This window comes from Nonomuraea sp. NPDC049028, from assembly GCF_043197735.1.
Classification (GTDB): domain Bacteria; phylum Actinomycetota; class Actinomycetes; order Streptosporangiales; family Streptosporangiaceae; genus Nonomuraea.
This window is the reverse complement of the sequence record NZ_JBICTR010000015.1, coordinates 184,082-206,819: the sequence shown is the minus strand read 5'-3', so window position 1 is coordinate 206,819 and position 22,738 is coordinate 184,082. Positions and strand designations below refer to the sequence as shown.

At 70.7% G+C, this 22,738-nt stretch carries 19 protein-coding genes; 10 read left to right on the top strand and 9 right to left on the bottom strand.

Features of this window, described 5'->3' with window-relative positions; genetic code table 11:
- Nucleotides 1–28 precede the first annotated feature (28 nt).
- The gene (locus ACGFJ2_RS48525) at nt 29–574 is read right to left on the bottom strand and encodes a helix-turn-helix domain-containing protein (RefSeq protein WP_357953144.1); all 546 of its coding nucleotides are present in this window, start codon (nt 572–574) and stop codon (nt 29–31) included.
- Nucleotides 575–683: 109 nt separating this feature from the next.
- Here ACGFJ2_RS48525 and ACGFJ2_RS48520 point away from each other — a divergent pair, with 109 nt between their 5' ends.
- Nucleotides 684–2,255, top strand: coding sequence for an MDR family MFS transporter (locus tag ACGFJ2_RS48520; RefSeq protein WP_357953142.1), 1,572 nt, complete (start codon nt 684–686; stop codon nt 2,253–2,255).
- On the opposite strand, the gene ACGFJ2_RS48515 is transcribed toward ACGFJ2_RS48520, so the two are convergent.
- The gene (locus tag ACGFJ2_RS48515; protein ID WP_357953140.1) at nt 2,236–2,556 is read right to left on the bottom strand and encodes an STAS domain-containing protein; all 321 of its coding nucleotides are present in this window, start codon (nt 2,554–2,556) and stop codon (nt 2,236–2,238) included. The genes ACGFJ2_RS48520 and ACGFJ2_RS48515 overlap by 20 nt on opposite strands.
- 68 nt (nt 2,557–2,624) lie before the next feature.
- On the opposite strand from ACGFJ2_RS48515, the gene ACGFJ2_RS48510 reads away from it, so the two are divergent.
- The 6 genes from ACGFJ2_RS48510 (at nt 2,625) to ACGFJ2_RS48485 (ending at nt 9,630) form a co-directional block, all read left to right on the top strand.
- Nucleotides 2,625–3,587, top strand: a complete 963-nt coding sequence (locus tag ACGFJ2_RS48510) for a GNAT family N-acetyltransferase (protein WP_393480212.1) — start codon at nt 2,625–2,627, stop codon at nt 3,585–3,587.
- 159 nt (nt 3,588–3,746) lie between these two features.
- The gene (locus ACGFJ2_RS48505; protein ID WP_393480210.1) at nt 3,747–4,601 is read left to right on the top strand and encodes a shikimate dehydrogenase; all 855 of its coding nucleotides are present in this window, start codon (nt 3,747–3,749) and stop codon (nt 4,599–4,601) included.
- A 15-nt stretch (nt 4,602–4,616) separates the two neighbouring features.
- Nucleotides 4,617–6,599 (top strand): bifunctional sugar phosphate isomerase/epimerase/4-hydroxyphenylpyruvate dioxygenase family protein, encoded by a 1,983-nt coding sequence (locus ACGFJ2_RS48500; protein WP_393480207.1) that lies wholly within the window; start codon nt 4,617–4,619, stop codon nt 6,597–6,599.
- A complete protein-coding gene (locus ACGFJ2_RS48495) occupies nt 6,565–7,230 on the top strand; it encodes a TetR/AcrR family transcriptional regulator (protein ID WP_357953133.1) in 666 nt (221 codons plus the stop codon). Before ACGFJ2_RS48500 ends, ACGFJ2_RS48495 begins: the two co-directional genes overlap by 35 nt.
- A 199-nt stretch (nt 7,231–7,429) precedes the next feature.
- Entirely contained in the window at nt 7,430–8,767 is a 1,338-nt protein-coding gene (locus ACGFJ2_RS48490) for an MFS transporter (RefSeq protein WP_358182649.1), read from the top strand.
- On the top strand, nt 8,764–9,630 hold the full coding sequence (locus tag ACGFJ2_RS48485) for an N-acyl homoserine lactonase family protein (protein WP_393480203.1): 867 nt from the start codon (nt 8,764–8,766) through the stop codon (nt 9,628–9,630). Before ACGFJ2_RS48490 ends, ACGFJ2_RS48485 begins: the two co-directional genes overlap by 4 nt.
- A gap of 12 nt (nt 9,631–9,642) precedes the next feature.
- Here the strand turns inward: ACGFJ2_RS48485 and ACGFJ2_RS48480 are convergent, their stop codons facing one another.
- The 6 genes from ACGFJ2_RS48480 to ACGFJ2_RS48455 form a co-directional block, all read right to left on the bottom strand.
- Complete coding sequence (locus ACGFJ2_RS48480) at nt 9,643–10,344, bottom strand: ABC transporter ATP-binding protein (protein WP_393480200.1); 702 nt, start codon at nt 10,342–10,344, stop codon at nt 9,643–9,645.
- Nucleotides 10,341–12,185: a branched-chain amino acid ABC transporter ATP-binding protein/permease gene (locus ACGFJ2_RS48475; RefSeq protein WP_358182658.1), complete on the bottom strand. Its 1,845-nt coding sequence runs from the start codon at nt 12,183–12,185 to the stop codon at nt 10,341–10,343. The genes ACGFJ2_RS48480 and ACGFJ2_RS48475 overlap by 4 nt, the downstream gene beginning before the upstream one ends.
- The gene (locus tag ACGFJ2_RS48470) at nt 12,182–13,051 is read right to left on the bottom strand and encodes a branched-chain amino acid ABC transporter permease (RefSeq protein WP_225292901.1); all 870 of its coding nucleotides are present in this window, start codon (nt 13,049–13,051) and stop codon (nt 12,182–12,184) included. The genes ACGFJ2_RS48475 and ACGFJ2_RS48470 overlap by 4 nt, the downstream gene beginning before the upstream one ends.
- A 7-nt stretch (nt 13,052–13,058) precedes the next feature.
- Complete coding sequence (locus tag ACGFJ2_RS48465) at nt 13,059–14,204, bottom strand: ABC transporter substrate-binding protein (RefSeq protein WP_393480196.1); 1,146 nt, start codon at nt 14,202–14,204, stop codon at nt 13,059–13,061.
- A gap of 106 nt (nt 14,205–14,310) precedes the next feature.
- Nucleotides 14,311–16,074, bottom strand: a complete 1,764-nt coding sequence (locus ACGFJ2_RS48460; protein WP_393480194.1) for a thiamine pyrophosphate-binding protein — start codon at nt 16,072–16,074, stop codon at nt 14,311–14,313.
- Nucleotides 16,071–17,519 (bottom strand): aldehyde dehydrogenase family protein, encoded by a 1,449-nt coding sequence (locus ACGFJ2_RS48455; protein ID WP_357953121.1) that lies wholly within the window; start codon nt 17,517–17,519, stop codon nt 16,071–16,073. The genes ACGFJ2_RS48460 and ACGFJ2_RS48455 overlap by 4 nt, the downstream gene beginning before the upstream one ends.
- Before the next feature lie 185 nt (nt 17,520–17,704).
- Here ACGFJ2_RS48455 and ACGFJ2_RS48450 point away from each other — a divergent pair, with 185 nt between their 5' ends.
- From ACGFJ2_RS48450 to ACGFJ2_RS48440, 3 genes are read left to right on the top strand one after another with little or no spacing between them, the layout of a single operon-like run.
- Complete coding sequence (locus ACGFJ2_RS48450; protein ID WP_357953119.1) at nt 17,705–18,478, top strand: IclR family transcriptional regulator; 774 nt, start codon at nt 17,705–17,707, stop codon at nt 18,476–18,478.
- 34 nt (nt 18,479–18,512) lie between these two features.
- Nucleotides 18,513–19,667 carry a CaiB/BaiF CoA transferase family protein gene (locus ACGFJ2_RS48445; protein ID WP_393480190.1) on the top strand — a complete coding sequence of 385 codons (1,155 nt, stop codon included), beginning with the start codon at nt 18,513–18,515 and terminating at the stop codon, nt 19,665–19,667.
- Nucleotides 19,660–20,433, top strand: a complete 774-nt coding sequence (locus ACGFJ2_RS48440; protein ID WP_393480188.1) for a citryl-CoA lyase — start codon at nt 19,660–19,662, stop codon at nt 20,431–20,433. The genes ACGFJ2_RS48445 and ACGFJ2_RS48440 overlap by 8 nt, the downstream gene beginning before the upstream one ends.
- Nucleotides 20,434–20,458: 25 nt before the next feature.
- On the opposite strand, the gene ACGFJ2_RS48435 is transcribed toward ACGFJ2_RS48440, so the two are convergent.
- On the bottom strand, nt 20,459–22,576 hold the full coding sequence (locus tag ACGFJ2_RS48435) for a PQQ-binding-like beta-propeller repeat protein (protein WP_393480185.1): 2,118 nt from the start codon (nt 22,574–22,576) through the stop codon (nt 20,459–20,461).
- Nucleotides 22,577–22,738: the final 162 nt, after the last annotated feature.

Genomic DNA, 22,738 nt, shown 5'->3' with positions numbered 1-22,738 from the left:
TGCCCATTCAGACCCGCCCCAATCGTCCCTACGGTTCCATGAGGCGGAGCGCCACCTCCATCGCGGCCTCGCTGATCTCCTCTTCGGTCAGCTTCTCGTCCTGCGCCATCCACTTGCCGGCGTGCAGCGTGAACAGCGCCATCGAGCGGCTGATGCGCACGGCCAGCGGGTCGCCGGGATCGGTGATCTCGGAAGTCAGCTCCAGCATCACTTCGCGCATCCGAAGGATCTTCGGGTGATCGCGCAGCGCCGTCTGGTTGCGCTCCATGAAGCGGGCGACCTCGAGGTAGCGCTCGTTCGTCAGCTTGTCGGCGTAGCGCAGGAGCAGCTCGCGGCGCGTCTCCGGCGTGTTCGACCGGCTCCTGAACCAGGCCAGGAGCTCCTCCATGTCCGCCACCCGCAGGTCGGCCAGGCTGGCGACGATGTCTTCCTTGGTCTTGAAGTGGTAGTAGAGCGCCGCCTTCGTCACGCCGAGCTCCTCCGCGATCTCTCGCAGCGAGGTCGCTTCGTAACCCTGCTCGATGAAGAGCTTGAGCGCGATCTCTTGGATCCGGCTCCGCGTGTCTTCCCGCAATGTGCACCTATTTCGACTTGTATCGACTTGACCGTCGGCAAGTAAGGTTTCTAGCTTATTCTATGCTTGCCGGTCGGCAGGTAAGCAAGGACGTCCAGTGGGGGTGTGTATGGCGGAAACGGTCGCACGACGGCGTGAAGTCATGGTGGTCCTGCCCGGGCTGATGCTCGCGATGCTCCTCGCCATGCTCGACAACATGATCATGGGTACGGCGATGCCGCGCATCGTCGGCGAACTCGGGGGACTGACCCATCTGTCATGGGTCGTCACAGCCTACGTTCTCGGTACGACGGTCTCCACACCCATCTGGGGAAAGATCGGCGACCTGTACGGCCGTAAGACCATCTTCATGATCTCGATCGTGATCTTCATGATCGGCTCCATGCTCTGCGGGATGGCGGGCTCCTCCCTGCTCGGCGGCCCCGACGGCGGCATGGCCGAGCTGATCGGGTTCCGCGCGCTGCAGGGTCTGGGCGCCGGCGGCCTCGTGGTCAACGTGATGGCCATCATCGGCGACCTGGTGCCGCCTCGCGAGCGAGGCCAGTACCAGGGCATCATGGCGGGCGTCATGTCGCTGGCCATGATCGCGGGCCCGCTGGTGGGCGGCTTCATCACCGACAACCTCGACTGGCGCTGGGCCTTCTACGTGAACCTGCCGGTCGGCGCCATCGCCCTGGTCGTGCTGGCGCTGCGGCTGAAGCTCCCCAAGCTGCACAACCGGGTGCGGATCGACTGGCTGGGCGCGATCCTGCTGTCCGTCAGCATCACCGCGATGGTCCTCATCACCACCTGGGGCGGCAACCAGTACGGCTGGGGCTCCTGGCAGATCCTCACCCTGGCCGCGGTCGCCGTGGTCACGCTGGCGGTGTTCATCTTCGCCGAAGGCAGGGCGGCCGAGCCGATCATGCCGCTCCAGCTGTTCCGCAACCGCAACTTCGCCCTGATCTCGGGCATCGGCTTCCTGCTCGGCTTCGCCATGTTCGGCGCCATCAACTTCCTGCCGCTGTTCCAGCAGACGGTTCAGGGCGCCTCGGCGACCAACTCGGGCCTGCTGCTGCTGCCGATGATGGCCTCGGCCATGGTCGTCTCGCTGTTCGTCGGCCGGGCCATCACCGCCACGGGCAAGTACAAGATCTACCCGGTGCTCGGCGGCGTCGGCATGGCCGTGGCCATGTGGCTGCTGTCGACCATGGACGTCGCCACGCCCAGCTGGCGGACGGGCGTCTACATCGCCGTCCTCGGCCTCGGCATGGGCTTCCTCATGCAGACCACGATGCTCATCGCGCAGAACAGCGTCGAGCAGAAGGACCTCGGCGTCTCCAGCAGCGCCGCCACGTTCTTCCGCTCGATCGGCGGCTCGTTCGGCGTCTCGATGTTCGGCGCCATCTTCAACAACCACCTCCTGTCGGAGCTGACCGGCCGGTTCGGCCCGCAGGCGGCGGACAAGATCGCCAAGGGCGGCGGCCGGTTGGACCCGGCGGCACTCGGCCAGATGCCGCCGCAGATGCGCACCGGCCTGCTGGAGTCACTCGCCGCGTCGATCTCCGGCGTCTTCTGGTGGGCCATCCTGTTCGCCGTGGCCGTGCCGGTGCTGGCGGTCTTCATCAAGGAGATCCCCCTGCGCGGGGGCCCGTCGGCCGACGCCTCCCAGCACGAGGTGGTCAGCCCGGCGGCAGGCTGAACAGCTTGTCGAGCCCGGTCATCCGCATCAGGTTACGCAAATAGGGCGTCAACGCCACCACGCGCAACTCGGCGTCGGCGCCCTCGACCTGCCGCTGGAGGCGTACGAGAGCGGCCAGACCAGAGGAGTCGATGAAGGCCAGCTCCGACAGATCGAGGTCGAGCCGGCGATAACCGGCGTCGAACGTCAGCCCCGCCAGCTCGGCGGCGGTGTCGAAGTCGAGGTCGCCGCTGAGCGCCAGCCGGATCGTCATTCCGTCCAGCGCGGCGACATCGATGCGCAACGGCGTCTTGTCGAGCACCGTCTCAGCTTATCCACAGCGCGGATAATGGGAGGCGTGGGGCGCCCGGGTTCGGGAAAATCGCCGCTATGAAGCCCTCTGGTGCCCATCGGTTCAGCCGCCCACGGGCGGCGGACGCCCCCGCCATCCACGAGCTCGTCGCGGCCTGCGACCTGGCCGTCATCGGTGTTCCCGACGCCACGCCGGCCGACATCGCCGACGAGCTGGCCGAGCCGGACTTCAACCTCGACACCGACGGCTGGCTCGTCCACGACGCCGACGGCACGCTGGTCGGCTGGGCCTGGGCGGGCGCCAAGGGCGACAGCGACATGCTCGACATCGAGGTCCTCGTGCGCCCCGGCGTCGAGGGGCTCGCGGACGAGCTCTGGCGCCTCGTCCTCGACCGCGCCGGGGAGCTGGCGCTGGAGCGGGGCCACGACGCCGCCACGGTCGACATCGGCATCTACCGGGCCGACACCGACAAGCAGGCGCTGGCCAAGGAGCGCGGCTTCGAGCCCGGCACCAGCTTCCACCGCATGCGCGTCGACCACGAGGGCCCGGTCGAGCCGCCCGCCCCGATCCCCGGGCTGACCCTCCACAGCGGGGAGACCGACGCCGTCCGCCGGGAGGCGCACCAGATCTACCAGGAGGCGTTCGCCGACCACTTCGGCTTCGTCAAGAACGACTACGACCATTGGCTCGAACGCAGGCAGGCGCAGAGCATCACCGACTGGACCCAGCTCGCCGTCGCCAGGATCGACGGGCGGCCGGCGGCGGTGGTGATCGGCAACAACCAGTTCGTGCCGGACGAGGACTGCGGCTACGTCGCCACGCTGGCCGTCCTGCCCGAGCACCGGGGGAAGGGGCTGGGCCGCTTCCTGCTGCGGCACGCCTTCGCCGCCGACGCGGCGCGCGGGCGACGGGGGACGCTGCTGCATGTGGACTCCAACAACACCTCGCCCGCGCTCGACCTCTATCTGTCGGCGGGCATGCGACCGGTCCTGGTGATCGACGTCTGGCGCCGCCTGATCCGCCCCACCCGCGCCTCCTGATCCGCCCCGCCCGACCCGCTCCGTCCGGTCCATCCGCCTGGTCTGTCCGAGCCACCCGGCCCGTCTGACGGGTGGGTCTCACGGGTGGTGGTCCTTCCGGTCTAGCGTACGAACGTACTAGTTCGTACATTTGATGGGACTGGAGGAGAGTGAGAGCGGATGAGCTCCTATCTGATCGGCCTGATCGGTGCCGGGATCGGCCCGTCGTTCAGCCCCGCGCTGCACGAGCGCGAAGCCGACGCGCACGGCGTGCGCTATGTCTACCGGCTGCTCGACATCGGCGAGCTGGGACTGGGGGCGGACGCCGTGGGAGAGCTGGTCCGGACGGCGCGGCGGCTCGGGTACGACGGCCTCAACATCACCCACCCGTGCAAGCAGACCGTGATCCCCTTCCTGGACGAGCTGTCGCCGGACGCGGCGATGCTCGGCGCGGTCAACACCGTCGTGTTCGAGAGGCGGCGGGCCGTGGGCCACAACACCGACTGGGCCGGGTTCGCGGAGTCGTTCGCCCGGGGACTGCCCGACGCGCCGACCCGGCGGGTGGTGCAGCTGGGCGCGGGCGGGGCGGGGGCCGCGGTGGCGCACGCCCTGCTGACCCTCGGCGCGGATCAGGTCGTACTGGTCGACGCCGCCGAAAGCCGGGCGGCCTCGCTCGCCGCCGACCTGGCCGGCCGGTTCGGGCCGGACCGGGTCCGCACCGCGGCCACGGCCGAGCTGGGCGGGCTGCTCGCGACGGCGGACGGGCTGGTGCACGCGACCCCCACCGGGATGGCGCAGCACCCCGGGCTGCCGCTCCCCGCTGAGCTGCTGCGGCCGGAGCTGTGGGTGGCCGACATCGTCTACCGGCCCCTGGAGACCGAACTGCTGCGCAGGGCCAGGGCGCTCGGCTGCCGGACCATGCACGGCGGCGGCATGGTGGTCTTCCAGGCCGCGCACGCGTTCCGCCTGTTCACGGGCCGCGAGCCCGACGCCGAACGGATGCTCACACACCTCACCGACCTGATCGACGCCTGACCGGGAGGTCCTCTCATGCGCAAGTCCATCGCCACCGTCTCGGTCAGCGGGACGCTGGCGGAGAAGCTGACCGCCATCTCCGCCGCGGGCTTCGACGGCGTGGAGATCTTCGAGAACGACCTCCTTGTCTCCCCGCTGAGCCCGGAGGAGGTACGCGCCAGGGCCGCGGATCTGGGTCTCGGCATCGACCTGTACCAGCCGTTCCGCGACTTCGAGGCGGTGCCCGGCGACGTACTGGCCCGCAACCTGCGCCGGGCCGAGCGCAAGTTCGAGCTGATGGAACGCCTCGGCGCCACCACGCTGCTGGTCTGCTCCAGCGTGTCTCCCGACGCGGCCGACGACGACGAGCTGGCCGCCGAGCAGCTGCGCCTGCTCGCCGAACGCGCCGCCGGACACGGCATCAGGATCGCCTACGAGGCGCTGGCCTGGGGCAGGCACGTCAACGAATACCTGCACGCCTGGCGGATCGTACGCATGGCCGGCCACCCGAACCTCGGCACCTGCCTCGACAGCTTCCACATCCTGTCGCGCGGCTCCGACCCGATCGGCATCGAGGCGATCCCGGGCGACCGGGTGTTCTTCCTCCAGCTGGCCGACGCGCCGCTGCTGGCGATGGACGTGTTGCAGTGGAGCAGGCACTACCGGTGTTTTCCCGGCCAGGGCACCTTTGACCTGGCCGGACTGGTGAGCCACGTGCTGGACGCCGGGTACGCGGGGCCGCTGTCGCTGGAGGTGTTCAACGACGGCTTCCGGCAGGCCGACGCCGGCCGGACGGCCTTGGACGCCATGCGGTCGCTCATCGCCCTGGAGGAGGCCACCGCCCTGCGACGCGCCGCGACCCCGCCGATACCGTCCCCGATCAGCCCGGCTCCCGTCCGCCCGGCCCCGGTCATCCCGCCCCCGGTCATCCCGTCCGGCTTCGCGTTCGCCGAGCTCTCCGTCCCTCCCGCCGACCTGCCCGGAGCGTCTGGCGAGCTGGCCGGACCGGGGGGGTCGCGTGGGCGGTCCGGTCATGCGTACGAGCTGGGCGGGCTGCTGGCGGCGCTCGGGTTCGTCCGCACCGGGACGCATGCCCACAAGCCGGTCGAACTCTGGGAGCAGGGAGAGGCCCGGATCCTGCTCAACTCCACCGGCGACGGACCCGCGCTCGCGGCGATCGGGCTGGAGAGCCCGGACCCCGCTGGTTCCGTGCGGCGCGCCGAGTCGCTGCTGTCACCGGTCCTGCCCCGCCACCGCCCCCCTCGGGACGCCAGGCTGGACGCGATCGCCGCACCGGACGGGACCGAGCTCTTCTTCTGCCGCACCGGACATCCCGACCATTCCAGCTGGACCGACGACTTCGAGCCCCGCGCGGAGGGTGAACCGGCCGCCGGGGGCATCACGCACATCGACCACGTGGCGCTCACCCAGCCCAGGCACCACTTCGACGAGGCCGCGCTGTTCTACCGCACCGTCCTCGGCCTGCGCCCCCAGGAGAGCCTGGAGGTCCCCGACCCCTACGGCCTGCTGCGCAGCAAGGCGATGTCTACGGCGGATGGCGCCGTACGGATGGTGCTCAACATCAACCAGGTCGGCGCCCAGCACATCCCCTGGCAGCACATCGCCCTGGCCTGCGACGACATCGTGGCCACCGCCCGCAGGCTGCGCGCCGTACACCCCGACCTGCTGCTCGCCGTCCCCGCCAACTACTACGACGACCTCGCCGCCCGCTATGACGTGCCACCCGAGCTGCGGGAGCTCGGCCTGCTGTACGACAGGGACGAGCACGGGGAGTTCCTCCACCTGTACACGATCACGGCCGGGCGGGTGTTCTTCGAGCTCGTCCAGCGTGTCGGCGACTATCACGGGTACGGCGCCGCCAACGCGCCAGTCCGCCTGGCCGTTCAGCACGCCGGGGCCCAGCGGTGGGGACAACGGTCATCTAGGATTAGCGCGACCCCTGTCGGCCCGACCGTGGAGCCCCATGACCTCGCAGCCACTCGCTCGCGCCGCCGGTGAACGTCAGCGTGACGCCGACCGGACCAAGGCGGAGATCCTTCAGGTCGCGCAGCGGGAGTTCGCGCGGCACGGGTACGCCGGCGCCAGGGTGGACGAGATCGCCGAGCGGACGCGCACCACCAAGCGCATGATCTACTACTATTTCGGCGGCAAGGAGCAGCTTTACATCGCGGTCCTGGAGAAGGCGTACACCGAGGTGCGGGCCGCCGAGCGGACCGTCGACGTGGCGCACCTGGCGCCGGTGGAGGCCATCCGCACGCTGGCGGAGCTGACGTTCGACCACCACGACGCGCACCGCGACTTCATCAAACTGGTCGGCATCGAGAACATCCACGAGGCCGAGCACATCCGCAAGTCCGAGGTGCTGGCCAACCTGGGCGCGCCCGTGCTCGACATCATCTCCCGCATCCTCGACGCGGGGCAGGAGTCCGGCGACTTCGTCACCGAGGCCGATGCCATAGACGTGCACATGATGATCAGCGCGTTCTGCTTCTTCCGGGTCGCCAACCAGCACACGTTCGGGGCGCTGTTCGGCCGCGACATGACCGCGCCGGAGCACCGCGCCCGGCTGCGCACGATGGTCGGCGAACTGACCGTCGCCTACCTGCGTGGCGCCGGCGCCCCCGCGTAGCGTCGGTGCCCTCGCGTAGCGCCCGCCCGCCACGTAGCGCCCGCGCCCCGCACAGTGCCGGCGCCGCGCGTGGTGCCGCCCACCTGCGGCCGGGTGGCCGCACCCGATCTCGGCCGCTCGGGAGAGGGTTTGTTCACACCCTTGTAATGTACGAACCAGTGAGTTAGTTTCGGGGCTATTCTCATCCGGGAGGAGCCCCGTGACCGACATCCCCACTCCCCAGGGAAAGCCGCGCAAGGCCGCGATCGCCGCCTGGATCGGCAGCGCCCTGGAGTACTACGACTTCTTCATCTACGGCACCGCCGCCGCCCTGGTCTTCGGCAAGGTCTTCTTCCCTTCGTCCGCCCCGGGCACCGGAACGCTGCTGGCCCTGGCCACGTTCGGCGTCGGCTACCTGGCCAGGCCCGTCGGCGCGTTCGTGCTCGGGCACGTGGGGGACAAGTTCGGGCGCAAGAAGGTGCTGGTCTCCACGCTGGTGCTGATGGGGCTGTCGACGTTCCTGGTCGGCTGCCTGCCCACCTACGACCAGGTCGGCGTGCTGGCCCCGGTGCTGCTGGTGGTGCTGCGGCTGATGCAGGGCTTCTCCGTCTCGGGTGAGCAGGCGGGCGCGAACTCCATGACCCTCGAACACGCCCCGGAGGGACGCCGCGCCTACTACACCAGCTTCACGCTCAACGGCACGCAGGCGGGGCAGATCATCGCGACCGCGATCTTCCTGCCGATCGCGGCGCTGCCCGAGGAGCAGCTGCTGAGCTGGGGCTGGCGGGTGCCGTTCTGGCTGAGCATCGTGGTGGCGGCCGTCGGGTTCGTGATCCGCCGCACGCTGGAGGAGACGCCCGCCTTCGAGCGGGAGGTCGCCGAGAACGGCGTCGCCAAGCTGCCGCTGGTCGTACTGTTCCGCGAGCACGGGACGGACGTCCTGCGGGTGATCGTGGCCGCCGTGATCGCGTCGGTGAGCACGATCTTCACCGTGCACGCGCTGTCGTACGCGGTCAACACGGTGGGGCTGGACCGCGCACCGATGCTGTGGGTCGGCGTGCTGGCCAATGTCGCGGCGGTGATCACGATCCCGCTGTGGGGAAAGCTGTCGGACCGGGTGGGGCGCAAGCCGGTGTTCATCGGCGGCTCGCTGGGGTGCGCGGTGCTGATCTTCGCCTACCTCTGGGCGATCTCGGCCGGTGGCTATCCGCTGATCTTCGTGGCGGGGATCCTGATGTTCGGTGTCGTGCACAGCGCGACCAGCGGCGTCTGGCCGTCGTTCTACGGCGAGATGTTCAGCACCCGGGTACGGCTGTCCGGGATGGCGATCGGCACGCAGATCGGGTTCGCCATCGCCGGGTTCGCGCCCACGCTCGCCACGGCCGTGGCCGGTACCGGCCGGGACAGCTGGCTGGGCGTCTCACTGCTCACCGCGGCGCTGTGCCTGATCAACGTGGCCGCCGTGGCCACGGCGCGGGAGACGTACCGGATCCCCACCGACCAGCTCGGCGTCAAGCCCGCCACCCTCGCACCGACTGCGACGGCGAGAGCGACGTGAGCGACGAGCGTGGCGTGAGCGGCGGGCACGATGTGAGCGACGAGCACAGCGGGGGTGGCGGGGGCAGCGCGGGCGGCGGTACGTTCCGCGTCTACGCCATCCAGTACGCGCGGCGCGACGCCCTGCGCGGTGAGCACTTCCACGGTCACGACGGGCGGGCGGGCGAGCCGCATCCGACTGCTTACTACACCTGGCTGGCCGTCTCCGACCGGCACACCGTCGTCATCGACACCGGCATCAGCCGCGCCCGCGCCGCCCGGATCGACGGTCTCGACTACCTGGCCGCGCCCGCCGAGACGATGGCCGATCTGGGTGTGGACGCCGACGCGGTCGGCCACGTGGTGCTCACCCACCTGCACTACGACCACACCGGCACGGCCCGCGACTTCGGCGCCGCCCGGTACGTCCTGCAGCGCGCCGAGCTCGACTACTGGACCGGCCCCTGGGCCCGGCGCGTCGCCAGGGAGCGCTGGCTGATGGACGAGGACGACGTGGCGCGGCTGCGGGCGGCGGAGAAAGAAGGCCGGATGGACCTGCTCGACGGCGACGCCGAGGTGGTCCCCGGGCTGAGTGTCCACCTAGTCGGCGGGCATACGGCGGGCATGCAGGTGGTACGGATCCGGACCGCGCGCGGCCACGTGGTGATCGCCTCGGACGCGAGCCACTTCTACGAGAACCTCGAGGACGACCGGCCGTTCCCGATCCTGCACAGCATGACCGGCATGTACGGGGCCTTCGACCGGATCAACGAGCTCGCCGACGGTCCGCACCTGGTGGTGGCCGGCCACGACCCCGAGGTGCTCACCCGCTTCCCGCCGCTCACCGGGCCCCTGAGCGGCCGGGTCGCCGTGATCGCCCCGTAGCACCCGCATGGCTCACAGGCCGAGGTAGATGCGCCGGACCTGGGGATCGACCCGCAGGGCGGCCGAGGTGCCGGTGGCCGCGATCTCCCCGTTCTCCATGACCAGGCAGGCGGAGGTGACATCGAAGGTGAGCTTGGCGTTCTGCTCGACCAGCAGGATGCTCAGCCCGTCGGCGTTCAGCCTCTTCAGCCCGGTCACGATCTCCTCGACCAGGATCGGCGACAGCCCCATAGACGGCTCGTCGAGCAGCATCACCCGGGGCCGGCACATGAGCGCGCGGCCGATCGCCAGCATCTGCTGCTGACCCCCGGACAGCGCCCCGGCCAGGCGGTGCCGCATCTCGCCGAGCACCGGGAACAGATCGCAGACCTCGCCGATCGGGGTCCGCTTCCAGTTGCCGGTGTAGGCGCCCAGCAGCAGGTTCTTCTCCACGGAGAGCCCCGGGAACACGTGCCGCCCCTCGGGGACGTACCCGATGCCGTGGCGGACCAGGGTGTGCGCGGGCGCCCGCAGCAGGTCGTGCGCGCCGAAGGCGATGCGCCTGGCCTGCCGGGGCGCCAGGCCCATGACGGCCTTGAGCGTGGAGGTCTTGCCCGCTCCGTTGGCGCCGATGATGCCCAGCGACTGGCCCGGCTCCACCGTGAAGCTCACATCGTGGGCGGCCCGCACCCCGTCGTAGTGCACCGACAGTCCTTCGACGATCAGCGTGCTCATCTGGTGGCCTCCTCGGCAGCGGATCCGGCATCAGACTCGGCATCGGACCCGGCATCGGACTCGGTGGCGGACTCAGCGGTGGTCCGGGACGGTGCGGACATCGAGTCGCCCAGGTAGGCCGCGACCACGTCCGGCTGGACGGCGACGTCCGCGGGGGCGCCGTCGGCGATGACCTTCCCGCCGGACAGTACGGTGACCCGGTCGCACAGCGACATGACCAGGCCCATGTTGTGCTCGATCACCACGACCGTCACGCCGGAGTCCCTGATCGAGCGGACGATCTCGGCGAGCTGCCGTACCTCCTCGCCGTTGAGCCCGGCCGCCGGCTCGTCGAGCAGCAGCAGCGCGGGCGCCATCGCCATCGCGCGGGCCATCTCGATCCGCCGCTGGATCCCGTACGGCAGGGCACGCGGCGCCGCGTCGGCGAAGTCCCGCAGCCCGAACCGGTCGATCAGCTCATCGGCCCGCACCCGCAGTGCCCGCTCGAATCCGAGCACGCTCCAGGGAAGCGCGAGGTATCGCCAGACCCAGCGCGTCCGCGTGCGATCCAGGCCGACCAGGATGTTCTCCCGGACGGTGAGGTCGCCGAACAGCCGCAGGTTCTGGAACGTGCGGGCCACCCCCAGCTGCGACAGCCGGTACGGAGCCGCGCCGGTGACCTCCCGCTCCCGGAAGAGGACCCGCCCGGACGTCGGCGTGTAGAAGCCGCTCACGACGTTGAACAGCGTCGTCTTGCCCGACCCGTTCGGCCCCACGACGCCGCGGATCTCGCCCGCCGTGATCGTGAGCGACACCTGGTCGAGCGCGGTCAGCCCCTTGAACCGCATGGTCACCCCGTCGACCTCCAGCAGGTCCACGCCCACTCGGTCGCCCGCCCGGTCGTACGGCTGGAAGGGGCCCAGTGTGGCTCTCGCCCCGGCGGCCCGGCGCCGCCGGAGACGGGCGGGCAGTCCGGCCAGCCCGGTGGGGGCGAAGACCACCACGAGGACGACCACGCTGCCGTACCCGAGCTGGGCGTAGGCCGACACGTCCAGCAGCGCCTCCCGAACCAGCGACAGCGCCACCGCCCCGACGACGCAGCCGAGGATGCTCCGCCGGCCGCCGATGATCACCATGGCCAGCAGGAGGAACATGTTGGCGATGCTGAACGTCTCCGGCGCCACGAAGCGGATGAGCCCGGCGTACAGCACCCCGGCGATCCCGCCGTACAGGCCGGACAGCACGAAGGCGGTCATGCGCAGCAGCGGGATCTCCGCGCCGAGCGCGCCGGCGGCCAGGTCGTCGTCGCGCATGGCGCGCAGCCGGCGGCCGAGCGGCGAGTGGGTCACGAACAGCGCGAACGCCAGCGCGAGCGCGAACACCACCAGCTCGACGTAGTAGAAGAGGTACTCACTGGACAGGTCCACCCCGAACAGCGGCGGCACCGGAATGTCGCTGATGCCCTCGGCCCGCCCGGCGACGGTCGCGTTGGTGATCCAGTTGACGAAGGCCAGTGCCAGTCCGAGCGTGACGATGCCCAGGTAGTGCGACTGCATCCGCAGCGCGGGCAGGCCCACCAGCAGCCCGACCAGGACGGCGGCCAGCAGCGCCAGCGCGGCGGCGGTCCAGAAGCCGAGCCCGGCCCGGGTGGTGAGGATGGCGACGGCGTAGGCGCCGACGCCGAAGAAGGCGATCTGCGCCAGGTTGATCTGCCCGGCCACGCCCATGGCCAGCCCGAGTCCGATGCCGAGGACCGCGAAGATGATCGCCACGTCGACGACGTGGATCGCGTAGCCGCCCAGCCCGTACGGCAGCAGCCAGGCCGCCACGGCGGCGGCGATGAGAGGGATCAGCCGTTTCACGCTCGGTTCACCGTCGTCTCTCCGAAGATGCCGGTGGGACGGACCATCACGATGGCGGCGAAGACCAGGAACGTCACCAGCTCCGAGTACTCCTGGAAATGGCCGGCCGCGAAGGAGTCGAGCAGCCCGAACGCCATGCCGCCGGCGATCGCGCCCCGCATGCTGCCGAAGCCGCCGAAGATCGCGGCGGCGAAGCCCTTGATGCCCAGTGAGCCGCCCATCGTGGGGTTGACGTAGAGCATCGGCCCGATGAGCCCGCCGGCCAGCGCCGCCAGGCCCGCGCCGATGGCGAAGGCCATGGCGTTGCTGCGGCCGACGTGGATGCCGACGGCGGTGGCCGCCTCGTGGTCCATCGCGACCGCCTGCATGGCCGCGCCGCGCTTGGTGCGCTGCAGGAACAGCCCCAGCAGGACCGTGGCCGCCGCCGCCACGGCGATGACCAGCAGGCTGTAGGTCGGGATCTTGATCCCGGCGACGTCCAGCGGCGCGGTCGCCACCGGCGACGGCACGGCGTGGCCGGTCGCGCCGAACACGCGGATCGCCCCGGCCTCCAGCACGGTGCCGAAGCCGATCGTGCCGATCAGCATGAGGTCGAAGTCCTTGTTCTCCAGCGGGCGCAGCACCCGCTCGATGACCAGCCCGATCAGCGCGGTCACCGCGATCGCCACCGCGACCGCGACGGGGAAGGGCAGCTTGGCGAACATGTACAGGTTGGACGCGGCGTAGGCGCCGATCATCACCACGTTGCCGTGGGCGAAGTTCACCAGGCCCATGGTGCGGTAGACGATCGAGAAGCCCATGGCGACCAGCGCGTACACCGCGCCGAACGTCACGCCGCCGATGAGGGTCTGCAGAAAGACCTGCACGGTTCTCCTAGCCGGCCGACTCGGCGACGATCTTCCCGGCCTTGATGAGGCCGATCTGGGTCGCGTGGATGCCCACCCCGGAGTCGTCATAGGCGAAGTCGCCGAGCAGGCCGTCGTGCTTGACCGCGCGGATCGCGTCGGCGAGCGGCCGGCCGCCGGCGCCCTTGGTCTGCTTGAGCGCCTCGATGAGAATCTTGGCTCCGTCGTAGGCCTTGGCGCCGTGCAGTTCGGCGGCCTCGCCGAAGGCGGCCTGGTAGGCGGCCGAGAAGGTCTTGCTGGCCTCGCTCGCGTCGTTGCTGAGGTAGGGCGAGCTGATGACCGAGCCCTCGGCGTTGTCCGCGCCCGCGGTGGTCACGTACACGTCGGTGCCCATGGGGGCGCCGCCCGCCAGGACCGCCTTCAGCCCCAGCTCGCGGGCCTGCTTGGCGATCAGCCCGGACTCGACCTCCTCGGCGCCGACGAACAGGACGTCGGGGTTCTTCTGCCGGATGGCGGTGAGGGAGGCGCTGAAGTCCTTCTGGTCGGGGGTGACGGCCTCGTCGGCGATGGGCGTGACGTTCCTGGTCTTGAGCGCGGCCAGGAACGCGTCGTGCTCGCCCGCGCCGTACGTGCCGTTGTTGCTGATCAGCGCGATCTTCTTGTAGCCCTTGTCGTCGACCAAGTACTTGGCCAAGGTCTCGTCGTAGGTCACGCTGGTCGGCGCGTTGAGGAACAGGAACGGGCTCTTGAGCGCGGCGAGCTTGGGCGACTGTCCCGAGGTGATGTTCGGGATCCCGGCGTCCTTGAGGATGGGCGCCATGGCCAGGGTGACGGCGCTCTCGGCGGTGCCGAGCATGGCGACGTAGCCCTCACCGGCGATCTTCCTGGCCAGGTTCGTGCCGACCGTGGGGTCGCCCTGGTCGTCGAACAGGTCGAGCTGGATCTGCCGCCCGTTGACGCCGCCGGCCTTGTTGGCCTCGTCGACGGCCAGTTTGACGCCCTTGTTCTCCCATTTGCCGAGCGAGCTGAGCTGGCCGCTCTGCGCGTTGATGTTGGCGACCTTGATGGGTCCGGTGGCGTCGGCCTGCTTGCCGGACTGCTGTCCCGGCGCGGAGCAGGCGGTAAGTGTGACGATGAGCGATACGGCGGCGATGGGGAATCTCGCGGGAAACACGGTTCACCTCGTTTGGGGGGAGTCGACATGGCCGTGTAATGCACGAACTAGTACGTTAGTTATACGGCCGGGTGTGACCAGAGGAAATATCGAACGGGCAACGGTTTCAGGCGGGGAAGACGCCCTGGTAGATGTCCTTGATGTTCCAGTGGCCGGGGGTCGGGACGGGCTCGTTGACCATGGGCACGTCGATCACCGCAGGTCGCCGGTCCGCCACCGCCTTGCGCAGTGCCGTACGGAGATCGCCGGGCGTGGCGACCGTGTGCCCGTCGGCCCCGCAGGCCCGCGCCAGGGCGGCGAAGTCCGGGCTGTAGGGCCGTCCGGCGGGATCGGTGAAGTCGCAGCCATGACTGCGGCCGAAGTGGGCGGACTGCAGGTCGGAGATCGTGCCGTGCGACCGGTTGTTCATCACCACGAAGATCACCGGCGCGCCCAGCTCCACGGCCAGTGGCACGGCGGGGAGCTGGGCGCCCATGCCGCCGTCGCCGATCAGCGCCACCACGGTCCGGTCCGGCGCGGCGAGCTGCGCGCCGACGGCGGCGGCGGGGCCGAAGCCCATGGTGGACGCGCCGCCGGGGGTGATGAAGCGGCCCTCGGGCGGCAGCTCGTAGCACTGCGCCACGCCGTTCTTGTTCCAGCCGACGTCGGTGACCAGGATCGTGTCCGGTGGCACCGAGTCGCGCAGGTCGGCCAAGATGCGCTCGGGCCGCAGCGGGAAGTCGTCGCTGCTCCCGCGCTCCCTGCTCGCGCCGAACAGCTCCGACCTGGCCGCGCGGATCCGCTCCCGCAGCACGGGACGGCTCACCCCCGGGTGCGAGGCGGCCGCCGCGGCGATCGCCCTGATCGCCAGCGCGGCGTCGGCGACCGCGCCGATCTCCGCCGGGTAGTTGCGGCCGATCTCGGCCGGGTCGAGGTCGATCTGGAGCAGCCTGCCCTTGTCCCCGAGCGTCCAGGTGAAGCGCGGGTCCCAGGAGCTCGAGTCGGTTTCGGCGAAGCGGGTGCCCAGCGCCAGCACCACGTCGGCCTCCCGGGCGTAGTCGTTGGTGAGCTCCAGCCCCCAGAAGCCGGTCATGCCGAGGACCAGGGGGTGCGCGTCGGGCACGGTCCCCTTGGCCATCAGCGAGTGGGCGATCGGGATGTCGAGGTGCTCGGCCAGGTGGAGCAGCGCGTCGGCGGCGTCGCGCAGGCCGCCGCCCGCGTAGATCAGCGGCCGCTCGGCCCCGGCGAGCGCGGCCGCGATCCGCTCGGCGACGTCCGCCGGCAGGCCGGGCGGTTCGGCGGCGCTGAGGGGCGGGTACGGCTCGGCGGGCCTGGAGAAGACATCCATGGGCACGTTGACCAGCACCGCGCCCGGCCGTCCTGTCGTCGCCGTCCAGAAGGCGCGCTCCACGGCCCGGCCGAGGTCCTGGGCACGATGCACGTTCCACGCCCGCTTGACGAACGGCCTGAAGACGGCCGCCTGGTCGGCGTCGGCGTGCAGGTTGATCTCCTGGTGCGGGTGCCGCCCGTGGTAGTAGGAGGGGACGTCGCCGGAGATCACCACCATCGGCACCGAGTCGAGCGCCGCGGTCAGCACGCCGGTGGTGGCGTTGGTCAGGCCGGGGCCGACGTGGACGAGCAGCACGCCGGGCTTGCCCGACACGCGGGCGTAGCCGTCGGCGGCGTGCGCGGCGGCCTGCTCGTGCCGGGCGATCACGAACCGGATCCGGCTGTCGGCGAGCGCGTCCAGCACGGCGATGTTGGTGTGGCCGCAGGTGCCGAAGACGTGCGTGACACCGAGGTCTTCCAGCTGCGCGACGAGCGCGTGCGCGGAGGTGGTGGTCGTGGAGGCGGTGGTGTCAGAGGTAGCGGTCTCAGGGCGGGTGGTCACTGTTCTCCCCAGATGCTCAGGCCCCGCAGCAGGAGGGTCTTGGTCACGGTGAAGTCCTCGATCATCCAGCGCGGCGACTCGCGGCCGATGCCGGAGTCCTTGACGCCGCCGAAGGGGACGTGGTCGAGGCGGAAGTTCGACGACCCGTTGACCACCAGCCCGCCGACCTCCAGCTCCCGCCAGGCTTGGACGATCCGCCGCACATCATGCGTGAACAGTCCGGCTTGGAGGCCGTACCGGCTGCTGTTGCACGCCTCGATGACCTCGTCGAAGCCGTCGTAGGGCAGAACGGCGACGAGCGCGCCGAACACCTCCTCGCGGACCAGCCGGGCATCGGCGGGCGGCGCGGCGACCACGGTCGGCTCCATGACCGCCCCCGACCGGGCGCCGCCGGTCGTGATCGCGGCGCCCTGGCCGGCCGCCTCACCGGCCCAGCGGACCACCCGTTCGGCGGCGTCGTCGTCCACCATCGAGCCGACGTCGGTCGCCGGGTCCAGCGGGTCGCCCACGACCAGGGACTTCACCTCGGCGGTCAGCGCGGCCACGAACTCCTCGAACCTGCCGCGCTGAACGTAGACCCGCTGCACCGAGATGCAACTCTGGCCCGAGTTGCTGTAGCCGGTGCGCGCGCAGACCCGCGCCGCCTCGGCCACGTCGGCGTCCTCGCACACGATCGTGGCGGCGTTGCCGCCGAGCTCCAGCAGCACCCGCTTGGGCCCGGCGGCGCGCGCGACGGCGGCGCCGGCGCTCACACCGCCGGTGAAGCTGACCACGGCGATCTCGGGCGCGGCGCACAGCCGCGCGCCCACGTCGGCGCCGCCGTGCAGCACCTGTACGGCCTCGACCGGCATCCCGGCGTCGAGCAGGATCCGCACCAGCTCCGTCGAGACCGCGGGCGCCTGCGGCGGCGGCTTGACGATCGTGGTGTTGCCCGCGGCGAAGGAGGCCCCGAGCTTGTGCGCCAGCAGGTTCGCCGGGGCGTTGAACGGGGTGATCGCCAGCACGGGACCGGCGGGGGCGCGGCAGGTCAGCGCGGTGTTGCCCACGCCGCGCGCCCAGCCGGCCACCGGCAGCACCTCCCCGCCCAGCGCCCTGGCCTCGGCCGCCGAGACCGACAGCGTGTCGGCCACCCGCAGCACCTCGCCGCGCCCGTCCTTGACCGGCTTGCCGAGCTCGACGGCCAGCAGCCGGGCCAGCTCCTCGCCGCGCGCCGTGACCTCGGCCGCGGCCCGCTCCAGGATCGCGGCCCTGGTCGCCGGGGCCAGCCGCGCCACCGCGCCGGCGGCCGGCCCGGCGTAGGCCAGGGCCCGCGTGATGTCGTCCGGGGTCGCCGTGCGGGCCCGGCTGACCGTCCGGCGCAGGTAGGGGCCGGTCCGCTCGGCCGCCGGGCCGTCTGTCAGCCACGTCCCGGCGACCAGACAGCCCGCTTGATAGATCGCATCCATCTCGACTCCACTAGGTGGTGCATCAGAACCGCACTGTGGACTTGCTCAAAGTATGAGGACATCTCAGTCCGCGCAAGAGGAACCGCGTAGTGGAACGTCTGGACCGTATAATGGACCGAGTGTTAGCGTACGGACCGCATGAGAGGGTGAGCAGGAGTTCACCTTCGACCGACAAGTGAGGACCCGTGCCCGCGAACTTCCCGGCAGAATCCGGCGAGGCCGGTGGCGTGCGCAGCGTTCAGCGAGCGTTCGACATCCTGTCCCTGCTCGGCGAGGACCGGCGGATCCTGACGATCCGCGAGGTCGTTGACGAGACCGGCCTGGCGAAGACGACGGCGCTGCGCCTGCTGCAGACCCTTGAGCACATGGGCCTGCTGTGGGCCACGCCCAAGGGCTACACCGCGGGGCCCGCCCTGTGGCGGTGGGCGCACCTGGCCCGTAGCGCGTGGGAGCTGCCGCCGGAGACCATCAAGCTCATGCGCGACCTGGCGGCCCGGCAGCGGGAGACCGTCAACCTCTACGTCGCCAGGGACGTTCACCGGATCTGCATCGCCCAGCAGGAGAGCCCGCAGCCGCTGCGCCACGTGGTGCGGGTCGGCGACGAGCTGCCCATGTGGGCGGGCGCCTCCTCGAAAGTCCTGCTCAGGGACGCGCCGGCGCGCCTCCTGTCGCGGATCGCCCGCTCCTCCCCGTACGGCGAGGCGCACCTGGAGACGCTGCGGCAGTGGATCGACCAGGCGGCGGACGACGGCCACGCGGTCAGCCACGGCGAGCGCGAGCCCGGCCTGTCGGCCGTCGCGGTGCCCGTCACCGGCGCCACGAAGGCGATCGTGGCGGCGCTCACCCTCAGCGGGCCGACCGTGCGCTTCACGGACGAGCGCGTGGCGGAGTTCGTCGCGGACCTGAGCGAGGTGGCGGGGCGGATGTCGGAGCGCGGGTTCGATCATCCACTGACTTGACCGATGGGGAGCCTTAGCGATGGGGAGAGCGTGAATGCAGCAGTTGCCACTGGACGGGGTCAAGGTCGTCGATCTGACCAGCGTGCTCGCCGGACCCTATTGCAGCTACCAGCTGATGCTGTTCGGCGCCGAGGTCGTCAAGGTCGAGCTGCCCGGCAGCGGCGACCTGGCCAGGCGCCTCGGCCCTGACGACGAGCTCAACCGGGACCGGATCGGCGCCTCCTTCCTGGCCCAGAACGCGGGCAAGAAGTCCGTGGAGCTCGACCTGAAGAGCCCGGCGGGGCGGGTGGCCTTCGAGGCGATGGTCACCGGCGCCGACGTCCTGCTGGAGAACTTCCGGGCCGGCGTGCTGGCCAGGCTCGGCTACGACCGCGACCGGCTGCGCGAGCTCAACCCGCGGCTGATCTACTGCGCGATCTCCGGCTTCGGGCAGAGCGGCCCGATGAGCGGGGCCCCCGCCTACGACCAGATCATCCAGGGCCTGTCGGGCATGATGAGCGTCACCGGCACCCCCGAGACGGTGCCGATGCGCGTCGGCTTCCCGGTCTGCGACACGATCGGCGGGCTGATGGCCGCCATGGCGATCTGCGCCGCGCTCGCCGGACGGCACCGCACCGGCCGCGGCAGCTTCCTCGACCTGTCCATGCTGGAGGCCTCGATCTCGGCCATGGGCTGGACCGTGTCCAACTACCTGGTCAGCGGCGTCGAGCCGGAGCCGATGGGTGACCAGAACGCCACCGCCGCGCCGTCCGGCACGTTCGAGACCGCCGACGGGCCGCTCAACATCGCGGCCAATCAGCAGACGCAGTTCGAGACGCTCTGCCGCCTGATCGGCCGCCCCGAGCTGCCGGCCGACCCGCGCTTCGCCCTCCCCGAGGGGCGCAAGGCCCACCGGAAGCCCTTGAACGCCGAGCTCAACGCCGCGCTGCGGGCCAGGACCGCGCTGGAGTGGGAGGAGCTGCTGTCCGGTCACGGCGTGCCCGCGGCCCGCATCCTCACCGTCCCGCAGGCGCTGGCACTCGACCAGCTGCGCCACCGCGGCTTCCTCACCGAGCTGAGCTTCCCCGACGGGACCGATCGCCGCCTGACCGTGACCGGCAACGGCGTGCTCGTGGACGACGAACCACTGCGTCCCCCGGCCTCCCCACCGCGGCTCGGCGCGCACAACGAGGAGTACACCCATGAGTGAGGCGGCCGACTGGTGGGGCACCGCCGTCTCCAGGATCGAGCCGGACGTCATAGAGCTGCGCGGCAGGCCGGTCCAGGAGTTGATCGGCCGGGTGGGGTTCGCGGAGATGGTCTGGCTCATGCTCCGCGGCGACCTGCCCGACCCGCGGCGGGCGGCGCTGCTGGAGGCCGCGCTCGTCTCCTCGGTGGACCACGGCCCGCACGCGCCGTCCATCGCCGTCGCGCGGATGGCGATCACCTGCGGCGTCGGGCTGAACAACGCCGTCGCCACCGGCGTCAACCTGCTGGGGGACGTCCACGGCGGGGCGGGGGAGCAGTGCGTGGAGCTGCTGGAGGAGGCGCTGGCCTGCGGCGACACCGCGGCCACGGTGGCCCGCTGGCGGGCCCGCGACAAATACCTGCCCGGGTTCGGGCACCGCTTCCACTCCCGCGACCCGCGCCGTGATCCGTTGCTCGGGCTGGTGGAGGAGGCCGTGGCGGACGGTGTCGTGCCGGGCGGGCATCTGCGGGCGGCCAAGGAGGTCGAGGAACTGATCAGTCCGGTCCCGATGAACATCGACGGCGCGACCGCCGTCGTCTACGCCGAGCTCGGCTTCCCCGCGCCGCTGGCCAGGGGGCTGTTCGTGCTCGGCCGCAGCGTCGGCATCCTGGCGCACGCCTGGGAGGAGTCGGGGCAGGGGCGGCGCAACAAGGGCCCCCTGCCCCCCTCGATCCGGCCGACTTATCTCGGCCCGCAGACTCCGGGTCCGCAGACTCCGGGTCGGTAGACGAACAGGTCAGTAGACGAACAGGTCAGTAGACGACGATCTTCCCGGTGTTCTGCGGGAAGATCGCGTCGTTGTAGAAGTACTCGCCGGGCGTGGCGAACGTGTGCGTGAACGATTGCCCCGGCATCAGCACACCGCTGTCGAACTCGTACTCGAAGAACGACACGGCGGCGTGCGCGAAGGCGTTGTCCGCCGGATTGACGAACGTGACGGTCGTCCCCTTGGGCACCCGCAGGTGCTGCGGCGACATGGCGTTCTGGGCGACGGTGTTCTCGGCCGGGCCCGGACGCTGGTTCGCCGCGTCCCAGACGCGGCCCAGCGTGACCGTCGTGCCGGCGACGGCGGCGGTCCTGATGTCGTTGCGCTTCTTGGGCGGGACCGGGGCCGCCGCGGGTGCCACCTTGCCGCCGAGCTTGAACGCCCACAGGTGGTCGCCACGCGGGATGTCCGGGTACGGCAGCCCGTTCCCGCCCGCCAGGACCGCGATGTACTGCTCGCCGTCGATCTCGTAGCTGATCGGGCTGGTGTGCACCCCGGCGCCACACTGGAAGCTCCACAGGATCTTCCCGTCGGTGTCGTCCATCGCGTGCAGCACCCCATCGGGGCCGCCCTGGAACATGACCCGCCCGGCCGTGGTGAGGATGCCGTTGCCGTGCGCGAGCGACCATTCCCTGTCGAGGGTCCACACCGGCTTGTTCGTACGGGGATCGACGGCCGCGATGCCCCCGGCGAAGTACTCGCCCAGCGGGCGCGAGGTGTTGACCCGGCCGTCCCGGCTGTTGGAGAAGCCGGAGTTGATCAGCCCATAGCCGACGTAGATCCAGCCCGTGTGGGGGTTGAACGACAGGTGCGCCCAGTCGGCGCCGCCGCCCGCGCCGGGGAAGATGATGGTCGCCCGATCCCAGTGCGGCGTGTAGAGGCCGCCCCAGGCGTAGAACGGCACCGGCCTGGTCGCCTTGCCGAACTCCGGTGCCTGGGTGATGAACGGCGCGCCGCCGGGGAACGGCTGCGTCGGCGCGGTCTTCTGGCGTAAGTCCTGGGGCACGGGGCGCTCCGTGACTCCATGGACCGGCTCACCGGTGGCCCGGTCGAGGAAGTAGAACATGCCGGCCTTGCTGCCGTAGACGACGACCTTGCGCACGCCGCGGCCGATCCGTACGTCCACCAGCACCGGCGCCATGACGTTGTCCAGGTCCCAGATGTCGTGGTGCACCGACTGGAAGTGCCACTTGCGCTTGCCCGTCTTGGCGTCGATGGCCACGATCGAGTTGGCGAACAGGTTGTCGCCGCCCCTGCCCGAACCGTCCAGCCGGGGGTAGGAGCCGCCGAAGGTCCAGTAGACCAGCCCGAGGTCCGGGTCGATCGCCGGATGGATCCACGGCACCGCGCCGCCGGTCTTCCAGGACTCGCCCTCCCAGGTGTCGTTGCCGAACTGGCCCTCGCCGGGGCACGCCCAGAACGTCCACGCCACCTCGCCGGTGGCCGCCTTCAGGGCGTAGGCGCGGCCACGGGCGCCGCCGGTGCTGCCCTGCATGCCGACGTAGATCAGGCCGTCCCAGTAGACGACCGCGCCGGCCAGGGTGCCGGTCAGGCCGCCGCACTGCCCGTTCTGGGGGTCGCAGCCGCCGGTGTCGCCGCCGCCCTCGTCCTCGGTGATGAGCTGCCGCTGCCACACCACCTTGCCGGTGTCCTTGGCCAGGGCGTACACAATGTTGGCGCCGGAGGTGGAGAAGACCAGGCCCTCGCCGAGCGCGACTCCGCGCATGTTCGTCTGCTTGGTGCCGAGGTTCGTCTTCCACTTCAGCGCCCCTGTCCGGCCGTCCACGGCGAAGACGTTCTGCTGGGTCGTCTGGACGTACAGGATGCCGTTCTCCGCGACGCAGGTGCTCTGCTGGGGCGCGGCGGTGCTGCCGCCTTCCAGGTTCAGGTGCCAGGCGCCGCCGAGGCGGTCCAGGTTGCGCGCGGTGATCTTCTTGAGCGGCGAGTGGTTGTGGTTGCCGAGGTTGCCGCAGACCTTGGGGAAGTCCTTGCCGGCCGCACCTAAGGCGGCGGACTGCTCCGGTATAGAGGTGTCCGGACGAGCGGGTACGGCGGCCAGTGTCGCGGCCGCGCCGAGGAGGAAGTTGCGTCGTTCCACTGGCACCACGCCTTCTTGTGGTCCACTAGATGGACCTATAGATCCGCTTAACGGACGCACAATAAGCCGGTGCCGCGGTGAAGACAAGACCTTGCCGGGCTTCGGTGCGCTGGCTACGCTGTGGAACGATCGATCCACCTGGTGGACTTCGGAGGTGCCAGTGAGACC

Coding starts and splice junctions, on each gene's coding strand:
- ACGFJ2_RS48500 (WP_393480207.1), top strand. CDS start 4,617: ATGCGCAAGTCCATCGCCACCGTCTCGGTCAGCGGGACGCTGGCGGAG.
- ACGFJ2_RS48445 (WP_393480190.1), top strand. CDS start 18,513: ATGCAGCAGTTGCCACTGGACGGGGTCAAGGTCGTCGATCTGACCAGC.
- ACGFJ2_RS48520 (WP_357953142.1), top strand. CDS start 684: ATGGCGGAAACGGTCGCACGACGGCGTGAAGTCATGGTGGTCCTGCCC.
- ACGFJ2_RS48440 (WP_393480188.1), top strand. CDS start 19,660: ATGAGTGAGGCGGCCGACTGGTGGGGCACCGCCGTCTCCAGGATCGAG.
- ACGFJ2_RS48455 (WP_357953121.1), bottom strand. CDS start 17,519: ATGGATGCGATCTATCAAGCGGGCTGTCTGGTCGCCGGGACGTGGCTG.
- ACGFJ2_RS48495 (WP_357953133.1), top strand. CDS start 6,565: ATGACCTCGCAGCCACTCGCTCGCGCCGCCGGTGAACGTCAGCGTGAC.
- ACGFJ2_RS48480 (WP_393480200.1), bottom strand. CDS start 10,344: ATGAGCACGCTGATCGTCGAAGGACTGTCGGTGCACTACGACGGGGTG.
- ACGFJ2_RS48510 (WP_393480212.1), top strand. CDS start 2,625: ATGAAGCCCTCTGGTGCCCATCGGTTCAGCCGCCCACGGGCGGCGGAC.
- ACGFJ2_RS48505 (WP_393480210.1), top strand. CDS start 3,747: ATGAGCTCCTATCTGATCGGCCTGATCGGTGCCGGGATCGGCCCGTCG.